The sequence below is a fragment of the Vibrio sp. 10N.239.311.G01 genome (assembly GCF_041465805.1).
GTDB lineage: Bacteria > Pseudomonadota > Gammaproteobacteria > Enterobacterales > Vibrionaceae > Vibrio > Vibrio crassostreae_C.
Map to the genome: position 1 here is coordinate 1 of NZ_JBFSRM010000045.1, position 19,185 is coordinate 19,185.

General features: G+C 40.7%; 14 protein-coding genes and 3 pseudogenes. 8 read left to right on the plus strand and 9 right to left on the minus strand.

What is annotated here, in order from left to right; translation table 11 throughout:
- Window positions 1–899 (plus strand): IS3 family transposase (locus tag AB6D06_RS21555; protein ID WP_372111804.1); only part of this gene is annotated, 899 nt, incomplete at its 5' end.
- 11 nt (window positions 900–910) lie between these two features.
- Window positions 911–1,984 (plus strand): AbrB family transcriptional regulator, encoded by a 1,074-nt coding sequence (locus tag AB6D06_RS21560; protein ID WP_372111807.1) that lies wholly within the window; start codon window positions 911–913, stop codon window positions 1,982–1,984.
- 603 nt (window positions 1,985–2,587) lie between these two features.
- Here AB6D06_RS21560 and AB6D06_RS21565 read toward each other — a convergent pair.
- Window positions 2,588–3,373 (minus strand): hypothetical protein, encoded by a 786-nt coding sequence (locus tag AB6D06_RS21565; RefSeq protein WP_102561499.1) that lies wholly within the window; start codon window positions 3,371–3,373, stop codon window positions 2,588–2,590.
- Between the two features lie 821 nt (window positions 3,374–4,194).
- Between AB6D06_RS21565 and AB6D06_RS21570 the strand changes: the two genes are divergently transcribed.
- The 3 genes from AB6D06_RS21570 (at window position 4,195) to AB6D06_RS21580 (ending at window position 6,693) form a co-directional block, all read left to right on the plus strand.
- On the plus strand, window positions 4,195–4,485 hold the full coding sequence (locus AB6D06_RS21570) for a hypothetical protein (protein ID WP_017101255.1): 291 nt from the start codon (window positions 4,195–4,197) through the stop codon (window positions 4,483–4,485).
- On the plus strand, window positions 4,482–5,336 hold the full coding sequence (locus AB6D06_RS21575; protein WP_017101256.1) for an EamA family transporter: 855 nt from the start codon (window positions 4,482–4,484) through the stop codon (window positions 5,334–5,336). The genes AB6D06_RS21570 and AB6D06_RS21575 overlap by 4 nt, the downstream gene beginning before the upstream one ends.
- A 409-nt stretch (window positions 5,337–5,745) precedes the next feature.
- Window positions 5,746–6,693, plus strand: coding sequence for an Rpn family recombination-promoting nuclease/putative transposase (locus AB6D06_RS21580; RefSeq protein ID WP_102579817.1), 948 nt, complete (start codon window positions 5,746–5,748; stop codon window positions 6,691–6,693).
- Window positions 6,694–6,828: 135 nt separating this feature from the next.
- Here the strand turns inward: AB6D06_RS21580 and AB6D06_RS21585 are convergent, their stop codons facing one another.
- Window positions 6,829–7,464 carry a recombinase family protein gene (locus AB6D06_RS21585; RefSeq protein WP_017103703.1) on the minus strand — a complete coding sequence of 212 codons (636 nt, stop codon included), beginning with the start codon at window positions 7,462–7,464 and terminating at the stop codon, window positions 6,829–6,831.
- Window positions 7,465–7,639: 175 nt separating this feature from the next.
- On the opposite strand from AB6D06_RS21585, the gene AB6D06_RS21590 reads away from it, so the two are divergent.
- Window positions 7,640–7,897, plus strand: a complete 258-nt coding sequence (locus AB6D06_RS21590; RefSeq protein WP_016800084.1) for a hypothetical protein — start codon at window positions 7,640–7,642, stop codon at window positions 7,895–7,897.
- A 285-nt stretch (window positions 7,898–8,182) separates the two neighbouring features.
- Here AB6D06_RS21590 and AB6D06_RS21595 read toward each other — a convergent pair whose 3' ends face one another.
- From AB6D06_RS21595 to AB6D06_RS21605, 3 genes and pseudogenes are all read right to left on the minus strand, one after another.
- Complete coding sequence (locus AB6D06_RS21595; protein ID WP_016800083.1) at window positions 8,183–8,392, minus strand: hypothetical protein; 210 nt, start codon at window positions 8,390–8,392, stop codon at window positions 8,183–8,185.
- A 314-nt stretch (window positions 8,393–8,706) separates the two neighbouring features.
- Window positions 8,707–8,919: a cold-shock protein gene (locus AB6D06_RS21600; RefSeq protein ID WP_102258025.1), complete on the minus strand. Its 213-nt coding sequence runs from the start codon at window positions 8,917–8,919 to the stop codon at window positions 8,707–8,709.
- Window positions 8,920–9,206: 287 nt separating this feature from the next.
- Window positions 9,207–9,654: pseudogene (locus AB6D06_RS21605) on the minus strand (recombinase family protein).
- A gap of 210 nt (window positions 9,655–9,864) precedes the next feature.
- On the opposite strand from AB6D06_RS21605, the gene AB6D06_RS21610 reads away from it, so the two are divergent.
- Together AB6D06_RS21610 and AB6D06_RS21615 are read left to right on the plus strand one after the other, a co-directional pair.
- Complete coding sequence (locus AB6D06_RS21610; RefSeq protein WP_069592240.1) at window positions 9,865–10,125, plus strand: type II toxin-antitoxin system Phd/YefM family antitoxin; 261 nt, start codon at window positions 9,865–9,867, stop codon at window positions 10,123–10,125.
- Window positions 10,125–10,427, plus strand: a pseudogene (locus AB6D06_RS21615) (type II toxin-antitoxin system RelE/ParE family toxin). The gene AB6D06_RS21610 and the pseudogene AB6D06_RS21615 overlap by 1 nt, the downstream one beginning before the upstream one ends.
- Before the next feature lie 36 nt (window positions 10,428–10,463).
- Here AB6D06_RS21615 and AB6D06_RS21620 read toward each other — a convergent pair.
- The 4 genes and pseudogenes from AB6D06_RS21620 to AB6D06_RS21635 form a co-directional block, all read right to left on the minus strand.
- Window positions 10,464–10,805 (minus strand): annotated as a pseudogene (locus AB6D06_RS21620) (recombinase family protein); the annotation flags it as partial.
- A gap of 568 nt (window positions 10,806–11,373) precedes the next feature.
- Window positions 11,374–12,642: an RHS repeat-associated core domain-containing protein gene (locus tag AB6D06_RS21625; protein ID WP_016800081.1), complete on the minus strand. Its 1,269-nt coding sequence runs from the start codon at window positions 12,640–12,642 to the stop codon at window positions 11,374–11,376.
- A gap of 34 nt (window positions 12,643–12,676) precedes the next feature.
- A complete protein-coding gene (locus tag AB6D06_RS21630) occupies window positions 12,677–16,519 on the minus strand; it encodes a hypothetical protein (protein WP_372111816.1) in 3,843 nt (1,280 codons plus the stop codon).
- Window positions 16,520–16,534: 15 nt separating this feature from the next.
- On the minus strand, window positions 16,535–17,596 hold the full coding sequence (locus tag AB6D06_RS21635) for a hypothetical protein (RefSeq protein ID WP_016800079.1): 1,062 nt from the start codon (window positions 17,594–17,596) through the stop codon (window positions 16,535–16,537).
- Window positions 17,597–19,185 lie beyond the last annotated feature (1,589 nt).

Sequence of the window (19,185 nt, forward strand, 5' to 3'; positions counted from 1 at the left end):
TTCAAGCTGACAAAAGGCCAATATGCATCAGACCTGAGCCTGCTAACAAGCTGTCGCAGGAAGAGCGTGATGCGATAATCGAGGTGTGTAACCGCTCTGAGTTTGCAAGCTTGCCTCCAACTCAAATCGTCCCGACACTGCTTGATAGAGGTGAGTATATCGCCTCTGAGTCGAGCTACTACCGAGTGTTGAGTACGCAGGGGCAACTTCACAAACGAGGTCGTCAGCGGAGAAGACAGAAGCAAGCGAAGCCAACCAGTTACACAGCGACGGACTCGAACCAAGTCTATACGTGGGATATCACTTACTTACCTTCAAAAGTTCGAGGCCAACATTATTACCTGTATGTCATTGAGGACATCTACAGTCGAAAAATTGTTGGTTATGAAGTGTATGAGCATGAATGCGGTGAGCTGGCGTCACAACTTCTGCAACGAACGTTGATGCGAGAGCAGTGCTTCAATCAAGCTCTGGTTCTTCACTCCGATAATGGTGCGCCGATGAAGTCGTTGACGTTCAAAGCCAAAATGGAAGAGTTAGGTATTACTTCATCGTATAGTCGCCCAAGAGTCAGTGATGATAACCCGTATGTTGAGTCATTGTTCCGCACGGTAAAGTACATGCCAAGCTGGCCAACGAAGGGCTTTGAAACAATCGATAGTAGCCAAAGTTGGGTTGAAGCCTTCGTACGCTGGTACAACACCGAGCACAAGCACAGTCAGCTAAATTACGTCACGCCTTCAGAGCGTCACAATGGAAAAGATAAAGAGATCTTGAAGCGTCGTGTAGAGGTATTGCTCGCTGCAAAACAGCGAAAGCCTGAGCGGTGGTCTGGTGATATCAGGAACTGTGCGCCTGTTGGTGACGTTCACCTAAATCCAGAAAGAGAAGCTGCTTAATAAGTAAGCAAATGATGACAACTACCTTGAAAAACACCGTTATTGTCATCCTTCAAGCTAAAAAAAGGGGAAACCAAAACATGTATCTAGCCTCATTCATAGCTTTGGTTGGCTCGCTCTTATTTACATATTTCGAGATACCACTAGGTGTAATATTCGGTGCCCTGATTGCTCTTTTGTTAACGGTAAAAACAGGGTTTACTCTAGCTCTTCCCAAAAGCACATTGACCGGAGTACAGTTAATCCTTGGTGCCACAGTGGGCTCAATCGTCCCTATGCAGACTCTTTCCAAGGGTTATCCGATATTACTTTTTGTGGGACTCGTCCTTTGTATGTCCGCACAAGTTCTCACCTCGTATCTCTGGCTTTCTAAGCGAGAGAAATGGTCAAAATATGAAAGCCTACTTGGGGCGGTCCCGGGAGCGATGGCCGCGGTTCTTGTCATTAATGAAAATCACAATTCACCTTCTAGTAAAGTGATTTTCACTCACACAGTTCGACTCATTTTCTTAATCATAGCTTCCGCTCTTCTTGTCTCAGCGGACAATTCACCAGTTCCTGGGCCGGCTATTTCCTTAGACAACCTTTGGATACTTCTCCCACTTTTCCTCGCCTACTTTTCAGGTTTGCTTCTCGATAAAATTGGTACTCCAGCACCGTATATGGTGACTGGGATGTTAGCAACTATGTTTGTGAACTCTGAGTTACCGTCATACAACTTTCTTGTCCCGACAGAGCTTGTTTTTATTGCAACATCCGCTCTAGGGGCATTAATTGGGATTCGTCTAAAAGATATAACCGTTGTAGATATCTTCTCTTATGCGCGAGCTGGGATTATTGCTACAACGTTAAGTCTTACAGTCACAGTTGTTTTTGCATATATATTCAGCAAGCTAATTGATAAGGAGTTCATCGTACTCTTGATGTCGTGGGTTCCGGGCAGTGTGGAGTCTATGACTGTCGCTGCCATTTATCTTGGACTAGAGCCTGCATTAATAATGCTTAGTCATATCATTCGCATGATAATGCTTCATTCTATCCCTCTCGGCTTCAATATTTATAAGTATTTACGGAGACAATTATGAAATGGGACATTGGTGTTGGCTTGGTTTCATTAAAAAACCTCAGTTAAGACTGGTTTTTTGCTTTTTCCATTCCTAATAAGCTCTTTTCACTTAAATGCATTTAATTTACCTATTGAAAGAAATTCAACTGGAACTTCCGTTCTTCAACGGTATCCAGTCTGTACTTTGTAGTATTGAAGAGCGGAGTTACGCTGCTTCTATCTAAAAACATCAGAAACAATAAAGCTTGAGAAGTACAATATCCTCTCATCATTTTTTGCTTTGAACACATTATTCATCATCGGTAAATCTATCTAATTTCTATTTAGACCGTCAACCTCCTTCGGTAATCACACCACTCCCAAAAAGTGAACACTAAGGCGATCTTTTCCCAGAGCACACCCAGAGCACAGTCCCAATGCATGGCGGCATAACACGTCTCTGGACAATTCCGTGTTATATGTATTGTTAAATTAGCATTTAACGGATTACTTTAGGTACAGCAAAACCCCTAATAGTGGTCAAATTCACTTAGCCACTACAGAACAAAAAATATATTGATACAGTGCATTTACTAGGGGAGCATTCAACAACCTCTGCTCTAACGATGAAGAGGTGGACACTTCACTGCAAAGTTTTCGCATACTCGCGCATAACTCTGGCATTGTCCGCGTACTCTTCATTACCACATGGTTCACCGTTGTTGCTGCTCAGAGGGCTTGAATAAGCAGGGACAACCTTTTCAGAATAACTCATGACTGTCCCGTAGTTAGAACAATGAAAAGCTCCAGAATAAGGTTTTACTTTACTTCTATTTGCAGCAAAGACCTGTTCCATGATCCAAAAGTCTCCACTTTCAGAGTTAGGCCGTTCATGCATTGCCCACCCTAAATGTCCTAGCTCATGTTCTAGCACGGTAATCGGGAAGTCCTCCGCAAGCAGTACAAAGCTGTCGTTCAAGTTAACCATTGTCATCCCATTAATCTCCTCTTCGATGACCAATGGATGATTATCACTTAAAACCAAAACGTACTGCTCTTTTGGAGCGTCTAAAAACGAGTTTACCTTCGAAGAACTGATTGCTTGTTTTAGGTCTGAATGCACAGAGGAGATAGACATACTGTCATGAGATATTGATACAGAATGGCTATCCTTGAACACACGAGTTATAGGGATGCATGAGTTAGACAGTATCGTATTAGACATCTTTACCGCTTCTTGCAATCTGCCTTTTAACTCTTCCTTGTTACCAATCTGATTATCAATATAAAAGGTGACATTGGAATTAACGCTTCTTTCTTCTTCGCACTCCGGGAAAGTAAAATTTGGTTTCGTATTTCTTTGGCTGTGCATAATTATAATTACGATCACAATAGAAGCGAGAGTTAAATTTCTTTTAGTCTTTTTCATGAATCCCTCGGTCGCTATTGAGCGTTAAGTCATTAAATGTTTTAAAAAGAATAAACCCGATACTAACAATAGGAAATAATTACCACCACTAATTATTTATCGGTCACTACGGTGATATAGGCGACCTTAATGATTAAATTATGTAATTAGCTTTTTTTGCTTCTTGCATGGCCAATGCAATTTTATTAGCCCCTGATTCAGCTATGTCTTTTAATTCCTTAGTGGTCTTTAATATTAGCTCGGACTTATCCATTATGTTCCCTCTATCTTTGAATTTTCGAAAGAAGCGTTAAATAAAGTAAAACGATCTAAGGAGAATAAACTAAAAATATCAACTATATTAATAATTAATTAATAATTTATTAATATCAAATCTTTACATACAGTAGCATTGCAGGCTATGGAAATTATCAGGCCTATACTAAGTATGAATAGTTATAATGACCCTTGAGATAAAATACGCTGGCATAATGAAGAACACTTCTCCATTGATGACGAAGTTGAATTTCATTTGGTTTCTTGGGGGAGTCCAAAAAACATTATTGAGTTTGGGGTATATCACGGGGCGAGTCTCGTTTTACTCGATAAGATTTACACCCCTGAATCCATCATAGGCATAGACAAACGTCGAGAACATCTAGCCTTAAGTCAATACCGAAAGGGGCCTTCAGCACACTCGGTAATAGAGCCTTATTGTGGAGTAAAGCAAGATCATACAGACAAGCTCATTCAAATATTAGAATTACACTTCCCCAAAAAAAAATGTAGACCTAATTATTGATGATTGCAGCCATTTATATGAACCAACAAAAGCCGCCTTTTTGACATCATTCCCTTATCTAAAATCAGGTGGGATATACATCATAGAAGATTGGGGATGGGCGCATTGGCCGGGTGAGTTTCAAAAGAAAGAGTTTTTCCCCGGAACTCCTTTAAGTAAATTGGTTTTCGAATTACTCATGCTTCAAAGCGTCATTCCAAATGTCATAGCTAAAATTGAAACTGATTATAATCACGTTGCTATTACTAAAGGAGAAGAGAGTAGCCCCAATAACCGAAAACTATTTGAACTCATAAAATGCAAGACCTCGATTCACATTGAGAAACAATGATAAGTTCCTACACTATATTAGCTCTAGCTATGACTTTAAGTTCATTAGACAAATGGATTTCACGAGTCTTTCTTAAGAAAAATCCTTTATGTAATGAATATTTACTAGCCTATCAAATCACATGCAGTTTACTCGCTGCTCTGTTTGTTATCTTCGAAATCGAACAAATCCCTACAAAATTCGACAATACAAGTGAACTTTGGGAGCTGTTGCTTTTAAGTATATTCAGTGTTTTCTCATGGCTTGGGTTTGCGTACTCAACCTTTAGGGCTCGTGCTTCAATTGAATTAGGCGTTGTCTCGATAATCTCTAAAACAAAGATCATTTGGAGTGCTCTGTTCGGGGTTAGCTTTTTAAATGAGACACTGACTTTCCTTCAAATGACTGGCGTTATACTGATACTTGTCGCTTCACTGCTCATCAGCACAAGTAACAACATGAATCTTCTTTTTTCAAACAATCTACACGCGTGGCTCGCGCCAATCTTTCTCACTCTAGCCATTGGTTTTGATAAAGTACTTACGTTGTACTTACCTACTAGCGTTATCCTTTTTATCGGTTTTTCTGGAACCGCTTTTTTGACGCCTCTACTATTTAAAGTTCATTATAGGTTAATCAAAAAAGTTCTATTTAACGCCGTAATAACAGCCACTTGCGGAACAGCAAGCTACTATTTTCTCTTAAAAGTGCTTAACACTAGCGCTTTTAGTTTAGTCATGGTTTTATTCCAAGGAGCCTTCATCCTCGATATTCTTTTTGGTTACTTCTTTTTAAAAGAGCGCACGAACCTTAAAACGAAAATAGTCTCTTGTTTACTCGCTACCCTTGGTATTTTGACTTTGGCTTCATAACGTACACTTATTTACAGAACTCCAAGTGTGACTCCCCAAAACACAAACTTCACCAAAAAACCTAATCTTAAAATTTGATGATTTTAAAACATCCCCGAGCGATACATGTTAGTCAATTAACCATTGTTGTTACAGCGTTTATAGCATATAAATCTCGCTGTAGAAAAAGGCCTAATTGAGAGGGGCTTTCTACTACAAACCTAATCGATTAATAGAGTTTTGTTAGAAAGCCTACTTAATGTTAGGCGTGGCTAACTATTGTTGCACTCTGCTCTCATTTTACACTCCCCCGTCAACCTCCCTTGGGAATCACATTAAATAATCTAAATTGATGCGTGAGCAGAAATTAAGCTAGCGCAGAATCCCTATCGTGATACTGATTTAACTCATTTGGTGTTAGGATAATAAAATGAAAAAGACCACGCCAACCCCACATGATGCCCTCTTTAAGCAGTTTCTCACTCATCCAGAAACCGCTAAGGACTTATTGGATATTCACCTGCCTGCTGAGCTGCGTGAAATCTGTGATTTGACGACCCTAAAACTCGAATCAGGCAGCTTTATTGAAGAAAGTTTACGGCCTTACTATTCGGATGTCCTTTATTCTCTTACAACGTCTCAGGGGGAAGGTTACGTCTACGCGTTAATCGAGCACCAGAGTCGACCAGATAAACACATGGCATTCAGACTAATGCGTTACGCTATCGCCGCCATGCAGCAACATATTGAAGCTGGCCATGAGCGCTTACCTCTGGTGATCCCGTTGCAGTTTTACCATGGTAAGGTCTCGCCCTACCCGTATGAGATGAATTGGTTAAAAGGGTTCGTTAACCCTCTTATAGCTAAAGCGCTCTATACTCAAGATTTTCCATTAGTCGATGTCACGGTCATCTCCGATGATGAGATAATGCAGCATCGCCGCATCGCATTGCTTGAGCTTGTCCAAAAGCACGCAAGGCATCGGGATATCATGGATTTCTTTGAGCCTCTGGTCACATTGCTCTTAACCGATTACACTACAGATAAGCAAGTACAGTCATTGATGAGCTACTTACTCCAAGTGGGTGAAACGAACAACCTAGAGGCGTTAATTACGTCACTAGCCTCATCAGTACCGAAACACGAGGACACACTTATGACTATTGCAGAACAATTGCGCCAACAAGGCGAGCAACGTGGCCGCCAAGAAGGACGTCAAGAAGGACGTCAAGAAGGACGCCAAGAAGGACGCCAAGAAGGACGCCAAGAAGCCCTCAAGGAGATGGCGCGCAAGATGATGCTTAATGGTCTAGATCAGGAAGCCATTATGGATGTCACAGGATTGAATAAAGACGAACTAGCACAACTTTCTCATTAGCCGAGAAAGTATAAAGCCTTGCTAGTTTAAGGGCGAGGCTCCTGCTTTACGAAGACAACCCTCACGAATAGCGCTATCACTTCGCTTTCTGCTATAAAATTGCTCGATTCCGGCCCAACTTGATGTGAGACATGCCTAGCTCTCGTTACGCTCAACTCTCATTCTTTTGACGACACGAACGACCGTTCGTGGTGACACTCCCACAAACTTAGCTGTTTCATTGATGCTCATCTCCTTAAGAACTCGAAGTTTGTAGATTTGTTCGTGCAACTCTAAATCGGGCCTTCTTCCTCGATACTTGCCCATTGTCTTAGCTTTATCTATGCCTTCCTTTTGGCGTCGACGTCGATCTTCGTAATCTTTACGAGAAATCGCCGCGAGCATATCCATCATCATGTTATTGATCGCTTTAATCATCGAATTCGTGAACTCATCGGATATTTCAGGAGCCATGGCGATGTGACTAGTTGGTAAATCCAAGCTAATGACTTTCAATTCCTTCTCGTACAGCATTTCTTTCAATTTAGACCAACTAGATTCATTTAGACGAGAGAGTCGATCAATCTGCTCAATCATGATCAAATCCCCTTTTTTAGCATCACTTAATAATTGCAGTAATTTAGGTCTTTGCAACGAAGCGCCAGATTCTTGCTCAACATACCAAGCAGCAATACGAAGTCCTTTTTGTTCAACAAATTCTGATAAGGTCTTTTTTGCTCTTTCTGCATCTTGTTCGATAGTTGATGCTCTTAAGTATCCAAATATGTACATAATTTTGATTAAGTGACTTTTAGGTTATGATCTAAATAGGTATGTCATTTATATTATGACATTTAATGGTTAGGTGCAATTTTCAACTAGTGACAATAAGGTATACCCAAACAACATACCCTCCTTCTCAAATTTAAAGTTTAATCATTGCTACAAGGAATAATAAAAATATGAAATGAGAAATCAAAGACTCAGCCAAATCCAAAAAGAGATATTAAGTTGTTTGGCAAAGGGATTCGTGAAGGGAGTCAAAGAAGGTAAGTCTACGGTGGTCAACCATGCTATTAACCAACTTCTTAGGAGAGAGGTCCCTCCAAACAACTTCCGCGTATCTTGTGAAATTATTGAGGAGCGAGGGCTAATCAGGCGCAAGAAAGTAAATTTAGATTGGTATATTAACATTACGCCCGAAGTATTTGATAAAGCACTTTAAGGGCTAGGGTTTATAAACAGAGGTGCATATAGAGTCATTTACACCACAATTTCCGCCTCCGCTGAAATATGAAGAAGCGCATCTTGCTGTATTACAATGAAATCAGGGGGCGATTACGAGCCGAGGAATGCATGTCGACCGATTTCCTAACAAGCCGCTTTACCAAAGTAGTCAATAGCCTACGGAGCAAGATATCAAGCACACAATCAACAAAGAGTTAGGGTTCAGTCGGACAACTGTGTAATCAATTATTAGTAAGCTTAATTACAAGCCTGTGCTTTAGATTTAAGCCAAAATACTAAAATCACCAAGTACACAATCATGTTGATCAGTAATGCTGCCTGTTAAAGTCGTTTCGCAGTATGAAAATTTAATATTCATATCATCCACGTTTCCGCTCACTAACACGTGGCGCCTTAAAACATCACCATTAAGTTGGTGAATAATCCCACCCCAAGAGAGATTATCTTTAAATAAATTAAATGTGATCTTCATACTATTCCTATTTATTATTTATCGTTTTTTTCTTTTGTTGTTGAAACCAAAAAAGTTTACGGCCTGTTGTTCGAGACATGGTTGATCCTTATTTATTTTCGTTAGATATAACGAAGCTAGCAGTCTTTTAGAGATACTACTATTGAGATATATTAATAATTTTATTTATAAAAACGAAGTAAATAAGAAACGTAACGACAAATACAAAAAGTATTGGGAGAATATTGGATATTTTCGTGGGGAGTTATAAATAAGTACTCTAAGATGGGGGGAAGTGACGCAAGCGGTATCTCCGCTCGCGCCTACTTAAAATCTTATGCAGCTACAACGTTTGCAGCTTGAAGACCTTTTTGGCCTTGCTCTACTTCGAAAGACACTTGTTGGCCTTCTTTAAGAGTCTTGAAACCTTCAGATGCGATAGCACGGAAGTGAACGAATACGTCAGCACCGCCGTTGTCTTGAGTTAGAAAACCAAAACCTTTCTCTTCGTTAAACCATTTTACTACGCCATTTGTTTTGTTAGACATATTGTGTCCCTTATATAAGATAAAAATTAATCGCAAAATGCGATGCGCTGAGAGCTGGAATTATTTAATGTATCTATGAAGCTAAGGGAAACACTGAGGAAAACAACAATAACGAGGAATTCTGAGGGTTTTACTTTTACAACTTGATGTTTCATTTAATAACTCTGAACAACAGAGCGATGACATTATTATCCATTATCTCGTTTTTGTAAAGGTTTAATTTGAAGTTAACATATATCTTCCTGCTGCCCTGCAAAATACGATTTTTTACAAATTCACCTACACTTTTATCCCGAGACCTTATAAACAGTCGTCCGACTACACCCTAACTCTTTACTGAGCTCAGTTTATTCATGCCTTGGTTTGCAATCTCTTGAATGAGTTGGTGAGCGTCTTAGAGGTGCCTCCCTTCTGAGCGCGCGCTCTGCCCACATCACTGTTAATATCCAAATCGCCCAAGTAATGAAAGACCAAACCGGCTTTCTTTCTCGCTAGCTGCTCAGCAATTTGCAAAGCATCAATGGTATTACGATCAAAATACGGTCGACTTTAGTAACGTGAATAACATCCCCTTCCCTCGCAAAGTCCAGCAACAGGTTAAGCAGTTCTCTCTCTGGGGATTCCCCCCCCTCGCTTGCTCTTGGTGAATTTTTCATAACCTATAGCTTTAACCTGTTCAAGTTGAACGTCGAGCGTTTGGTCTTGAATACTGACACGGACATAGCCAATTTTCATGAAATGAACCCTAAAGTGAACATTAAGATAGTTTTAATTAAGTGTACATATACATTTAAAAGACTAACTGGACAGTTCTGAGAGGGGTAACAAGTCGTATCCACTAAATTACACCTTTATGGACACGCCATTGGATTAACCGTATAACTAAAATCATACAAATCAGTTAAAGCGTTCGATTCGTTTATAATGAACGAAAAGGAGAATATTATGCAATCACTTACTGCTAATACAGCTAAAACTAAATTTGGCGATTTACTAATGAAGGCTCAACGTGAACCCGTACAAATCAATAAGAACGGTTCACCGGTTGCGGTGATGATGTCTTGTGAAGAATATGAGCAACTTGAAGCCCTGAAATTGATGGTGGTGAAATCGCGCTTCGAACAAGCAGAGGCCGATGTTCTATCAGATAACCTAGTCGACGGTGACGATTTCATGAATGCACTTGACCAAGGTAAATTTGATTAATGACGCAATATAAGCTTTCTTATGCAGCGCAGTCTGATCTCATTGATATTCGTCGCTATACATTAGAGCGATGGGGGCAAACACAATGGACCACTTACTTTTCAGAACTAAAGTAATCAATGGAATTACTGACTAGCAATAAGTTGATCGGCATAGAAGTTTCAGAGTTGGGCCAAGACTACTTCCGCTTTCCTTTGAAGCACCATGTGATTTACTACATTCGAAAACAAGAGCTCCTCATTATTGCAGCCGTTTTTGGTAAGCACATGTCTCCCGCCAAGCACTTTTCACAACTCTCTTAACCCTTAGCTTCATATAGTCACGCAGCGTACTCGGCGCTTCACCCTCTCGGCTTGGCCCTTCAGTCTTCCGAGAATCATTCCGTTTTTCTTTCTGGCGGCGAGCGCTTCCTTCGTTCTCAGCGAGATCAACTCACGCTCGATTTCTGCCGCAATTCCTAGCACCTTAGCGGTGATATGAGATTGCCTCGAGCCATATAACTGTAAGTTTTCCTTTGCAATATAGACATTAATTTTCTTTTTCATGCACACTTCGAGTACCTCTAGTACTTGTAACGTTGAACGTGCAATTCGACTGACTTCAGCAAACACAATGCAATCTCCGCTCGTCATCCCCTCTACTAACACACCTAACTTAAGTGGTCGCCATTTTATCTTGCCTATCAAGCCAAAGTGGGCAGCCAAGCACACCGATTTTAAGCATCATCCCCAACGACTCGCCCCTCGAGTTAGAGTTACTCCTACCAGCCCGTTCTGCTGGTTTTGTTCAACAAGGTGATACCGAGCCTGGGTTGCTCATTGCGAATGCGACAGCGATCGGGTTGCAACCTTCAATGTTAAAAGTGTCATATGCCAGTGAGATAAGCACTTCTAATACTAATGAAGGCCCAGACAAGAAGAGTGTTACATTATCGCTTGAGCGTGAACTCCCCCTCGATGATAAAGAACCAATAACCGGACGCTCTCACTCGCTGCTGCTTCAAGCTCAGTTGCAATGCCGGCATCCACCTGTAGTAATCCGCTACAATAATGAAATAAACAACCAAACTGGGAGAATATTATGTTTCCATTTGAACTAAAAGTTAGCCATAGGACGGGACTCGGCAAAAGGCCAGACAGAAGTTTTTTACTTTTACCCAAATTTGGCAACAACCCCTATCCCCACCAACTTACCTCTAGATTTTTTGTAAAAAAGCACATTAGTTAAAAATTACTGTCATTCTAACTATCATAACCAAGACGGATTCCTACCATAAATGACGAGTTTATTCAGGTTACCAGCCGCGGTATTGAAGCTATTGGTCACCCTGGCTAATGCAGGGGCTTGAGGTCTGAACACTCTCCCTGAAGTTGCGGGTAGGTTGCGGACGTAGTTACCTGGCCAAGCAACCACTCTAGTATTTAGATGATTGGCTAAAGCCTGCCCTTGAGAAAACATGCTTCCTCCGGTCGCCCCGAAACAGGTTTGCAAATTAAACCTCTGAACGCTTCGCGCGCCCTCTGGTAGATACTCCGCAAGCCGTCCAGCTGTTTTAAAACCATCTGGCGTCATGGTTAACCCAATCCCCCCATGGCTGTAGACATAATCGTCGGCGCTCCTGTAGATAGCTGCTGTTCTTTGATAACCTGGTGAGCGCTGCCTTGTTATGGTCGTGAGATCTTCAAGAGGGGACCAATGTCTTAACTCAACCATCTCCATCGCTTGGCGTCGTGTAGCCATCAATGCTCTTCTGCTACGAGCCACCCCGATCCCTCTTCCTGCCCCAAACGTTACAAGGCCTATTACCGCCCCAATTCCCGCATTTAAAGCGGCATCTTTGGCACTTGAGCCAGTCGCCAATTCAAGACCAAAGCTAACTGCACTTGACACAGAAGCATCAGCAATCGCGAGGCCCACTTGTACACTGGTTTTTGCTCCCGTTGCTGCCGCGCCAAATCCTCCTGAGATAAAGCCAAGTGCGGCCCCAATCCCAACTTGTTCCCATTCAAAATGCGTATCCGTCACTATCGCACGAATTCCTTCTGCAGTTGCGGAGATGCCCGCCCCTAGAATTGCCCCTACAATCGCCCCTATAATTAAACTGGATATCGCAAACTTTCCGCTGGGATCACGCAAATTCACAGGATCGCCAAAACAATAGCTATAGGAGTTACTCCCTCCCTCTCCAAAAGGACTCAACACATCTGCAGAATGGAAGCGAGTCAAACCTGAACTATAAATCCGAAAACCATTGCCTAAATGATATAGCCCTGAACCAATGTCGCTAATCTCACGTTCGCCATTAAAACCTAACCGACTCTGAGAAAATTTAACAGGCACAATTAACCCTGAAGATTCAAATTTTGATTTAAAGGCTTCGCCAGCTAAGAGAAATCTTGGAGTAAAGTAAATAAACGGGGATAAAGCAGCCAATGAGGTGGAATACTTGATAAAAGTTCTTTTTGATAGATCTATATATCTTTGATTAACACCGGATGAACCATAATTCTTATTCATGATAAACATTTCCTCTATAAATCACGCCTTCACCTCAACCTTGTCCATAGGGGGTGTACATTTTGTATTCTGTCGAAATAGTATCATCGCCATGGTGTGAGGTTAGAGTAGCGATAGCACTATGTTGGGCGTTTCCTAGTAAGTATTGATGTTCAGCAAGATGCACCGAGGTATCATAATTTGAAGGGCTGATATTAAACTTGAGGTACGAAGAAATAGTACGGTCCGTCCATAAACCACCCACGTTATGGTAACAAGTGTGCCATCCATCGTATAATTCGTTGACTATCTGGTCACCTTGATAATAAAGCTCCATCTTGGGTTCGTCTTGCCCAATTTGCGCCACTACACGCCCTTGAGCGTCGTATTCGAATTGATAAGACTTGTTGTTAATAGGCAGAGAAGTTGAATTCAATTGACCAAGAGCGTCATAATGATAAAGCGCCCCCCGCTCATCTTTAGTTATGTTTCCTGATGTGTCATAAGTTAAGTTAGCCGATTCAGAGTAGCTAATGTGGGTATTAGAGATTGACGTAAGACGCACCACGTCATCAGTATCATAAGTATATGTACAAATATTGTCGGTACCGTCTGAAAAAAACGTGATAAGTTTGGTTATATTGCCGTACAAGTCATAACTATATTGCTGTCGAATGATTTTGTTGCCAAATGTATCTTTGGGGTGTTCAAAGCCATCACACTGATAATCAACTAGTCGATGGAAATCATCGTATGACATTTTTTCAACCGTTGTTTTGTTGTCTCTTTCGAGTGTCTTTAGGCTGATTTGAAGTTCATCGTTATAAACTTGTTGCAAAGAAAACTGTAATTGAGAGTTTAGATGAACACTTCTTTTCGTTTCTAGTCCGACATCGTTTAATTCTAGTTTAATTTGAAGGTGATCATTTCCCCTATAAGTATCACATCCGACCAAGCGACTATAGTGATCATAATTTAAAGTGCTGAATGTATGGACACTCTCATTATTCGAATCTTGCTTAATATATTCGATATAAAACATTCTTCCGTAGCGGTCATAGCTGTATCTAACGACGTTACCAAAATAATCGTGCTTAAAATCCAGCCTGCCTGAAAGGTGATATTGTTCAAAGCTAAAAAGTCTAACAGACGTATTGGGGAAAAACGCCATCTCCTCTCTCGTCATCCCATCTTTAAAGTACACATAAGCACTGATGAGATTTTTATTCTCTGCACGTACTAGATGACCAGATTTTGCGTCGTAGTGATAGGTGACATTCAACGCTTCGTTGCCTGAAACATTATAGGCCGTGGCTTTCTTCAAATACTTATTGTACGTTATCTCGAGTTCCTTACCATCCGCCATAACAACCCTCGTGGGAATTGGAGAAGCCCCGCTAAAAGACTGTTTTTCAGTTCCAGAACTCGACACTTCAGATACCATGCGAGATAGCCCGTCATACACCCTAATCCCAATGGTTTTATTATTAACACTGGTTTCAACAGGCAAAAGATCATGGCTGTAACGGACGTATTTTTTTGATATTTCAAGCGTTTCACCATCGTAGATTTGACGTGTTGAAACAACTCGGTCTGCGGTATCATAGGTGTATTCAACAGTATGACTTTTCTGGTCTGTGCTCGACACCAAGTTGCCTAAGGCATCATAAGTATTCTGGAAAAACGCTAACCGTTTCCCATGACTGTTGAGCAGCTCCTTTGTTAATAAGTTACCCATTAAATCAAAAGAACGAATTTCTGAAAGCAAACCTTGTATCGAATAGTTTATAGTCATCTTGACGGGGTTTTGCTTGATGACTTCTATCCTTCCCTCTGGGTGGGTGATTTTACTAAGGTTGCCTCTGGCATCGTATTCGTAGTTAGTTACCATTGAAGAACTGGTCGAAAAGTTATCAAATTCTTGCTGCTCAATCAATTGACCCAGGCTGTTATAGCTGAGTTCACTCAACACGATGAGTTGACCATTAAGATCACTTCGTTTTGTCTTAATGACCTTGCCTGCATTGTTGTAGTCTTCGACGCTTTGGATACCGGTAGGCTCTATGCTCTTCAATTGATTGAGCCCATCACCAACACGATAGACATACTTCACTACCGCTTCATAATCCGTCCCTTCCGCCTTTATCTCTCGAGTCCGCCTACCAAGAAGATCGTATCGACAACTTGAGATAACTCCTTCACTATCGACCCACTGAACGGCTTCACCACTCTTTAAATCATGCTTGACTTGGGTGGTAACGACTAAATTATCATGTGTTGTTAGTGCGCTTGTAATTTCAACATCTTGGTCGGTATAACGGTACGACAAGTCCTTTCGTGAAACAAAATCATTGATAAAAGTAGAGGTTTTTTGTAATTGACCATGAGTAAGCTCTTCAACATTGTTAAAGTAAACATAATCTACACGACTCAGAGAGCTCTCTTCATGTTTAAGGACGACAAAGTTGCCTCCTCCGATGCGGGGTAAGGATTGGTAGGTGAAGACACTTTTCCTCTCTTGTTCATGACTAGTAATAGAGGAAGCTGGCTGGAAAGTTTCTTCCTGCAGGAAGGCAACAAACCCATTAGGCTCTGGAGGGCATGCTTGACCCTCTCCTGAAGAGGTGTAATAGACTCGCTTCGTTTGATCACCATTTATCTCTCGAATTAAGGTTTGATTCCCATAATCATCGTACTGATACTTATGGACAAACGTTCTAGAATCAGAATCTTCATAGTGAGTTTCATGTTTTTCCTTCAGAAATGAGTAATTGGCTGGTTGATGCTCAATACTGGTATTTATCTCCGCGTAATAAACGTACTCTTCTTTTCTGTAAAGAACCTCATTGTGGCGATATTCTATAGATTTTTGTAAATGATATTTATTATAAGACCGTGTTATGGATTGCGTGCTATTTATTTTCTCGACACTACTATACTCATAGTCACTCCTAGATTTGAATAGAGTATCTTCTCCATTGACGAACGCGGCTTCACTAGCAAAACCGAGATAGTTTTTATCTGAATAAGTATAGTTTGTTACTCGGTCAGGTTGATTATTCCCAGCGACAAATCGATGCATAGTCACATAAGGGACTTTACTGACCGGCCCACCGCTCGGAAAGCTGTGCCCTTCATTTTGGTAAGTGAGGATTTCTTTCAGGCCACTGGGATGAGAAAAGACTGTCAGGAGATCATAGTTAATATTACTCAGGTATTCGTACTCAAAAGTGATATTCGACTCGTCATCAGGTAAATGAAGCGTTGTTAATCTTTTATAAATACCATTGCTTTCTTTATCAACAACCAGTGTTTGATAGGTTTCTCCACCTACAACCTGTGTGACCGTTGTTTTTAAGTCTTCAGACCAATAATCTATCCGTAATTCTCTTCCTGAGCCATCCGTTATTTTCCACAATTTGCTAGTTTGGTCACTCTCTCTATAGTGGAATGTTGTTTCCAAGCCTTGGATGGAGGTGATCTTTTTCAAGGCTCCCGTTTCATAGTCTATCGATTCTACAATCCCACTTTTATAGATAACATTAATTTCATTATTACTGAGAGAATAGAGTAACTTAATATCTTTAATTTTTCTGTATGGGAGTTTATATTCATTAGTCTGATGATTATAAATCGCTTTATAATTTTGTCCTGAGCTCAGGTAAATAATACTATCTTCTTTGTCAAAACGACTGAAAGAAAGAAGCCAGCCTCTCCCAAACCCTTCATCTCGAACACTTTCGGCACGATAGTTTAATACCAAGGAAATGGGAGAACCTACGGTTTTATGTGATATAAAATCAGCGAGCCTTATTGAACATATATAAGCCCCAGTCCTAGGATCGACACCTGAATTATTAATAATTGAGAAGTTATGTGCATTCGATAAAAAAGACATTTTATTAATCACCTATTAATTATGTTCACTATGTATTCTTCTTAAATAGTACCCTTCCTCGAAATAATCATTGTAGCTAGTTCTTGAAAAACTAAAGTATCCTCTATTGCCAAATTTATCTTCGAAATACACTATTTTTCCATCAGGACTAATACTTTGGTTCCAGTCATAGGGAGGAAATGCTTTAGAGATGTTAGCAGAGTTGCTGCTGTAAATACCGCGCCCAAATGAGCTGACGAATATAATGGCCTCATCTGTATTGAGATCGCCATAGACAACCCGGTCTTTCCAGCCAGTGTCATAGGTAGTTGAAAATGGTATGTTGATATGGCCAGCATCTGTATCATATATCCAGTATAAGGCGGAAGAGGACTGGCTGTTGCTATAAGTCCCCAGCAACCTATGGTGGTCATTATTAAATCTCAGCCCCCCTTCTTGCCAAACTTTCTGGAGCGTAAAATTGTTAGGCTTATACTTCTTGAGATGAAGAATGGCCCCATCACTCCATCCGCTATTGCTTGTTTCGTAGGTAAAATCTGAACTGGTAAAGGTTCTTGGGGTCAACAATTCGACGATGGCAGAAGATTTGTTTGTGGTTCCATTACAAGTATTTTGGGTAAGAGATTCACCAGTGATATTATTGGTGGCCGTCGCTTGGACACACAGATGATAAACATCTGCACGGTTACCTGAAACAAACTTAGAAACACTCCTATAGCCTTCTCTTCGTCTGTTTCGGTTACTTCCATCCTCAAGCCTGATATCTAATACATACCCGCTGTGAGAATCTGAGACGGAGAGCGAGTCAATCGTTTCCGCCGTATAGAGTTTTTTGAGACTTACATTGTCAAACGTGTAATTAGATTTCAACTGATAATAAATTTCAATTTCGGCCTGCATTCTATTATTGGCGTATATTTTAGAATTTGGCGATAAATTCACATAGGTGCCTTCAAGATAAAGCCTCGAAAAAGGTTCCTCTCTAGGTCCAGTGGAAGAGCAAAAAGCGCTATTAATATTAAATAAAAAAGCGAGTAAACATAGTTTTTTAAATGAATTTGTTTTTAGAAATTTCATATATTATATCCCATATTTTATCACAATGATAAAATATATATTTAATCTTTATTTTTATAATAATTAATTTATAATTTATAATGAAAAATTTAGAAAAGCGCAGTAATAATGTATATACAGAAGAGAGTTTTAACGAATCCCGCCCTCTGGCCAACTTTGAGTTCAAATGGCAAAACTTCGCCCTAACCTCCTTCTTTGGTGTGTTCGCTGGTATGCCTCTACGACTTTGAGCTCTGCCAATCTAAGTTATACGTTGGCCGAACACGGCATCCTTGTTAATCGTTCTACGATTTACAGCTGATTGGGGTATTGAACACATTTCCCCGAAAAATTCATCCTCCATCTAATTAGTAGACGATTTGGGAATCTTGCATGCCAATAGCGGAACTGGTTACATCTCAACAGAAAAATGTCCTCAGCAGTACTCATGTTCTTTAGGTTTTAAGCTCGTTACTTGATGGATTAGAGGTTGATATCGAAAGGGAAGTCCCACAAGATCCGTTGAGAGCAGTGTTTTATTTTCTCATTATTTGCTCCCGGCCAGCTTCCATGACAGTAACCATCAACGATCTCATATGTCGTTTTTTTCTTTTTCCTATTTTGCTCAGAACCCCAGCAGAACACATCACTTGATTTGGCATTCACACATGCTCAGATTGTTACGGTGTTCACCTTAACTTCGCCGATCCCGCCTAGAACCTCTCCCTTTAACGCCCTCCTTAATTCGTGAAAGGGCGACCTTAGCCTACGTCAGACGTGATAAACCTTATAGCTCTTAGTCTTCTACAACGGCAAAAGGCAAATCATACGCTCCTTTTTGCATAACCTTTCGGCATAATTAAACCTAATTCTAGGTCGGAAAACCCCAAGCGGGCTAATTGAACTGGCCCCAAGTTTAGAGAGAGCTTTACCTGCCCTGATTCGAAAAGAAGAAATCTGAGGGTTGGGTGGTAACACTCACTCGATTACGACTTATGTCTTCCTCTGGCATAGAACTAGCAGATTCTCCCACTAAGTATTAGGCTCATCCCTCTGCCGTGTATTGGACTCGCCCCGAAGGAGCCTCTGTCGCGTTTCTACTTCGCTTTCTACTTCGCTTTCTACTTCGGATTAAAGAAGTTATTAAAGCCTTGGTGAAGATTAAGCACAGATTGCTGGAAGGCGATTGAATCATATTACTTCAACCATTGGTATTTACGCGATTTCTTGGCAACTGCAAGTAGTGGCTTGATGTCCTTTTTAGGATTCAGCGTGACACCATGCTTGCGGTGCATATGAGACTTTAAATGTAGAGCTTTGTTATACGCTTTATAGCTATAACAGTTTCAACCGACTCAAATCTGTGCGTACCAGCTGTAACGAAAAACTCTCTGGCTATATCTACTTCCTCGCCATTCAAAAGCCTGCAGGCTATGCCGATAGGCTTTGTTGCGTAATTCAATAGAACTAAATCAAGAACCTACGATCTGATCAGCTACCTCCACTCTCACTCGTAGCTCTATGCCTAAACCTCGTTACAAAACAACCAACTGGCAGCAATACAACCAATCACTCATTAACCGTGGCTCTCTGACCTTTTGGATTGATGA

Excerpts from the sequence above, each read along its gene's own strand:
- AB6D06_RS21560 (WP_372111807.1), top strand. The coding sequence starts at position 911 with ATGATGACAACTACCTTGAAAAACACCGTTATTGTCATCCTTCAAGCT.
- AB6D06_RS21565 (WP_102561499.1), bottom strand. The coding sequence starts at position 3,373 with ATGAAAAAGACTAAAAGAAATTTAACTCTCGCTTCTATTGTGATCGTA.
- AB6D06_RS21575 (WP_017101256.1), top strand. The coding sequence starts at position 4,482 with ATGATAAGTTCCTACACTATATTAGCTCTAGCTATGACTTTAAGTTCA.
- AB6D06_RS21580 (WP_102579817.1), top strand. The coding sequence starts at position 5,746 with ATGAAAAAGACCACGCCAACCCCACATGATGCCCTCTTTAAGCAGTTT.
- AB6D06_RS21585 (WP_017103703.1), bottom strand. The coding sequence starts at position 7,464 with ATGTACATATTTGGATACTTAAGAGCATCAACTATCGAACAAGATGCA.
- AB6D06_RS21590 (WP_016800084.1), top strand. The coding sequence starts at position 7,640 with ATGAGAAATCAAAGACTCAGCCAAATCCAAAAAGAGATATTAAGTTGT.
- AB6D06_RS21595 (WP_016800083.1), bottom strand. The coding sequence starts at position 8,392 with ATGAAGATCACATTTAATTTATTTAAAGATAATCTCTCTTGGGGTGGG.
- AB6D06_RS21600 (WP_102258025.1), bottom strand. The coding sequence starts at position 8,919 with ATGTCTAACAAAACAAATGGCGTAGTAAAATGGTTTAACGAAGAGAAA.
- AB6D06_RS21610 (WP_069592240.1), top strand. The coding sequence starts at position 9,865 with ATGCAATCACTTACTGCTAATACAGCTAAAACTAAATTTGGCGATTTA.
- AB6D06_RS21625 (WP_016800081.1), bottom strand. The coding sequence starts at position 12,642 with ATGAATAAGAATTATGGTTCATCCGGTGTTAATCAAAGATATATAGAT.
- AB6D06_RS21630 (WP_372111816.1), bottom strand. The coding sequence starts at position 16,519 with ATGTCTTTTTTATCGAATGCACATAACTTCTCAATTATTAATAATTCA.
- AB6D06_RS21635 (WP_016800079.1), bottom strand. The coding sequence starts at position 17,596 with ATGAAATTTCTAAAAACAAATTCATTTAAAAAACTATGTTTACTCGCT.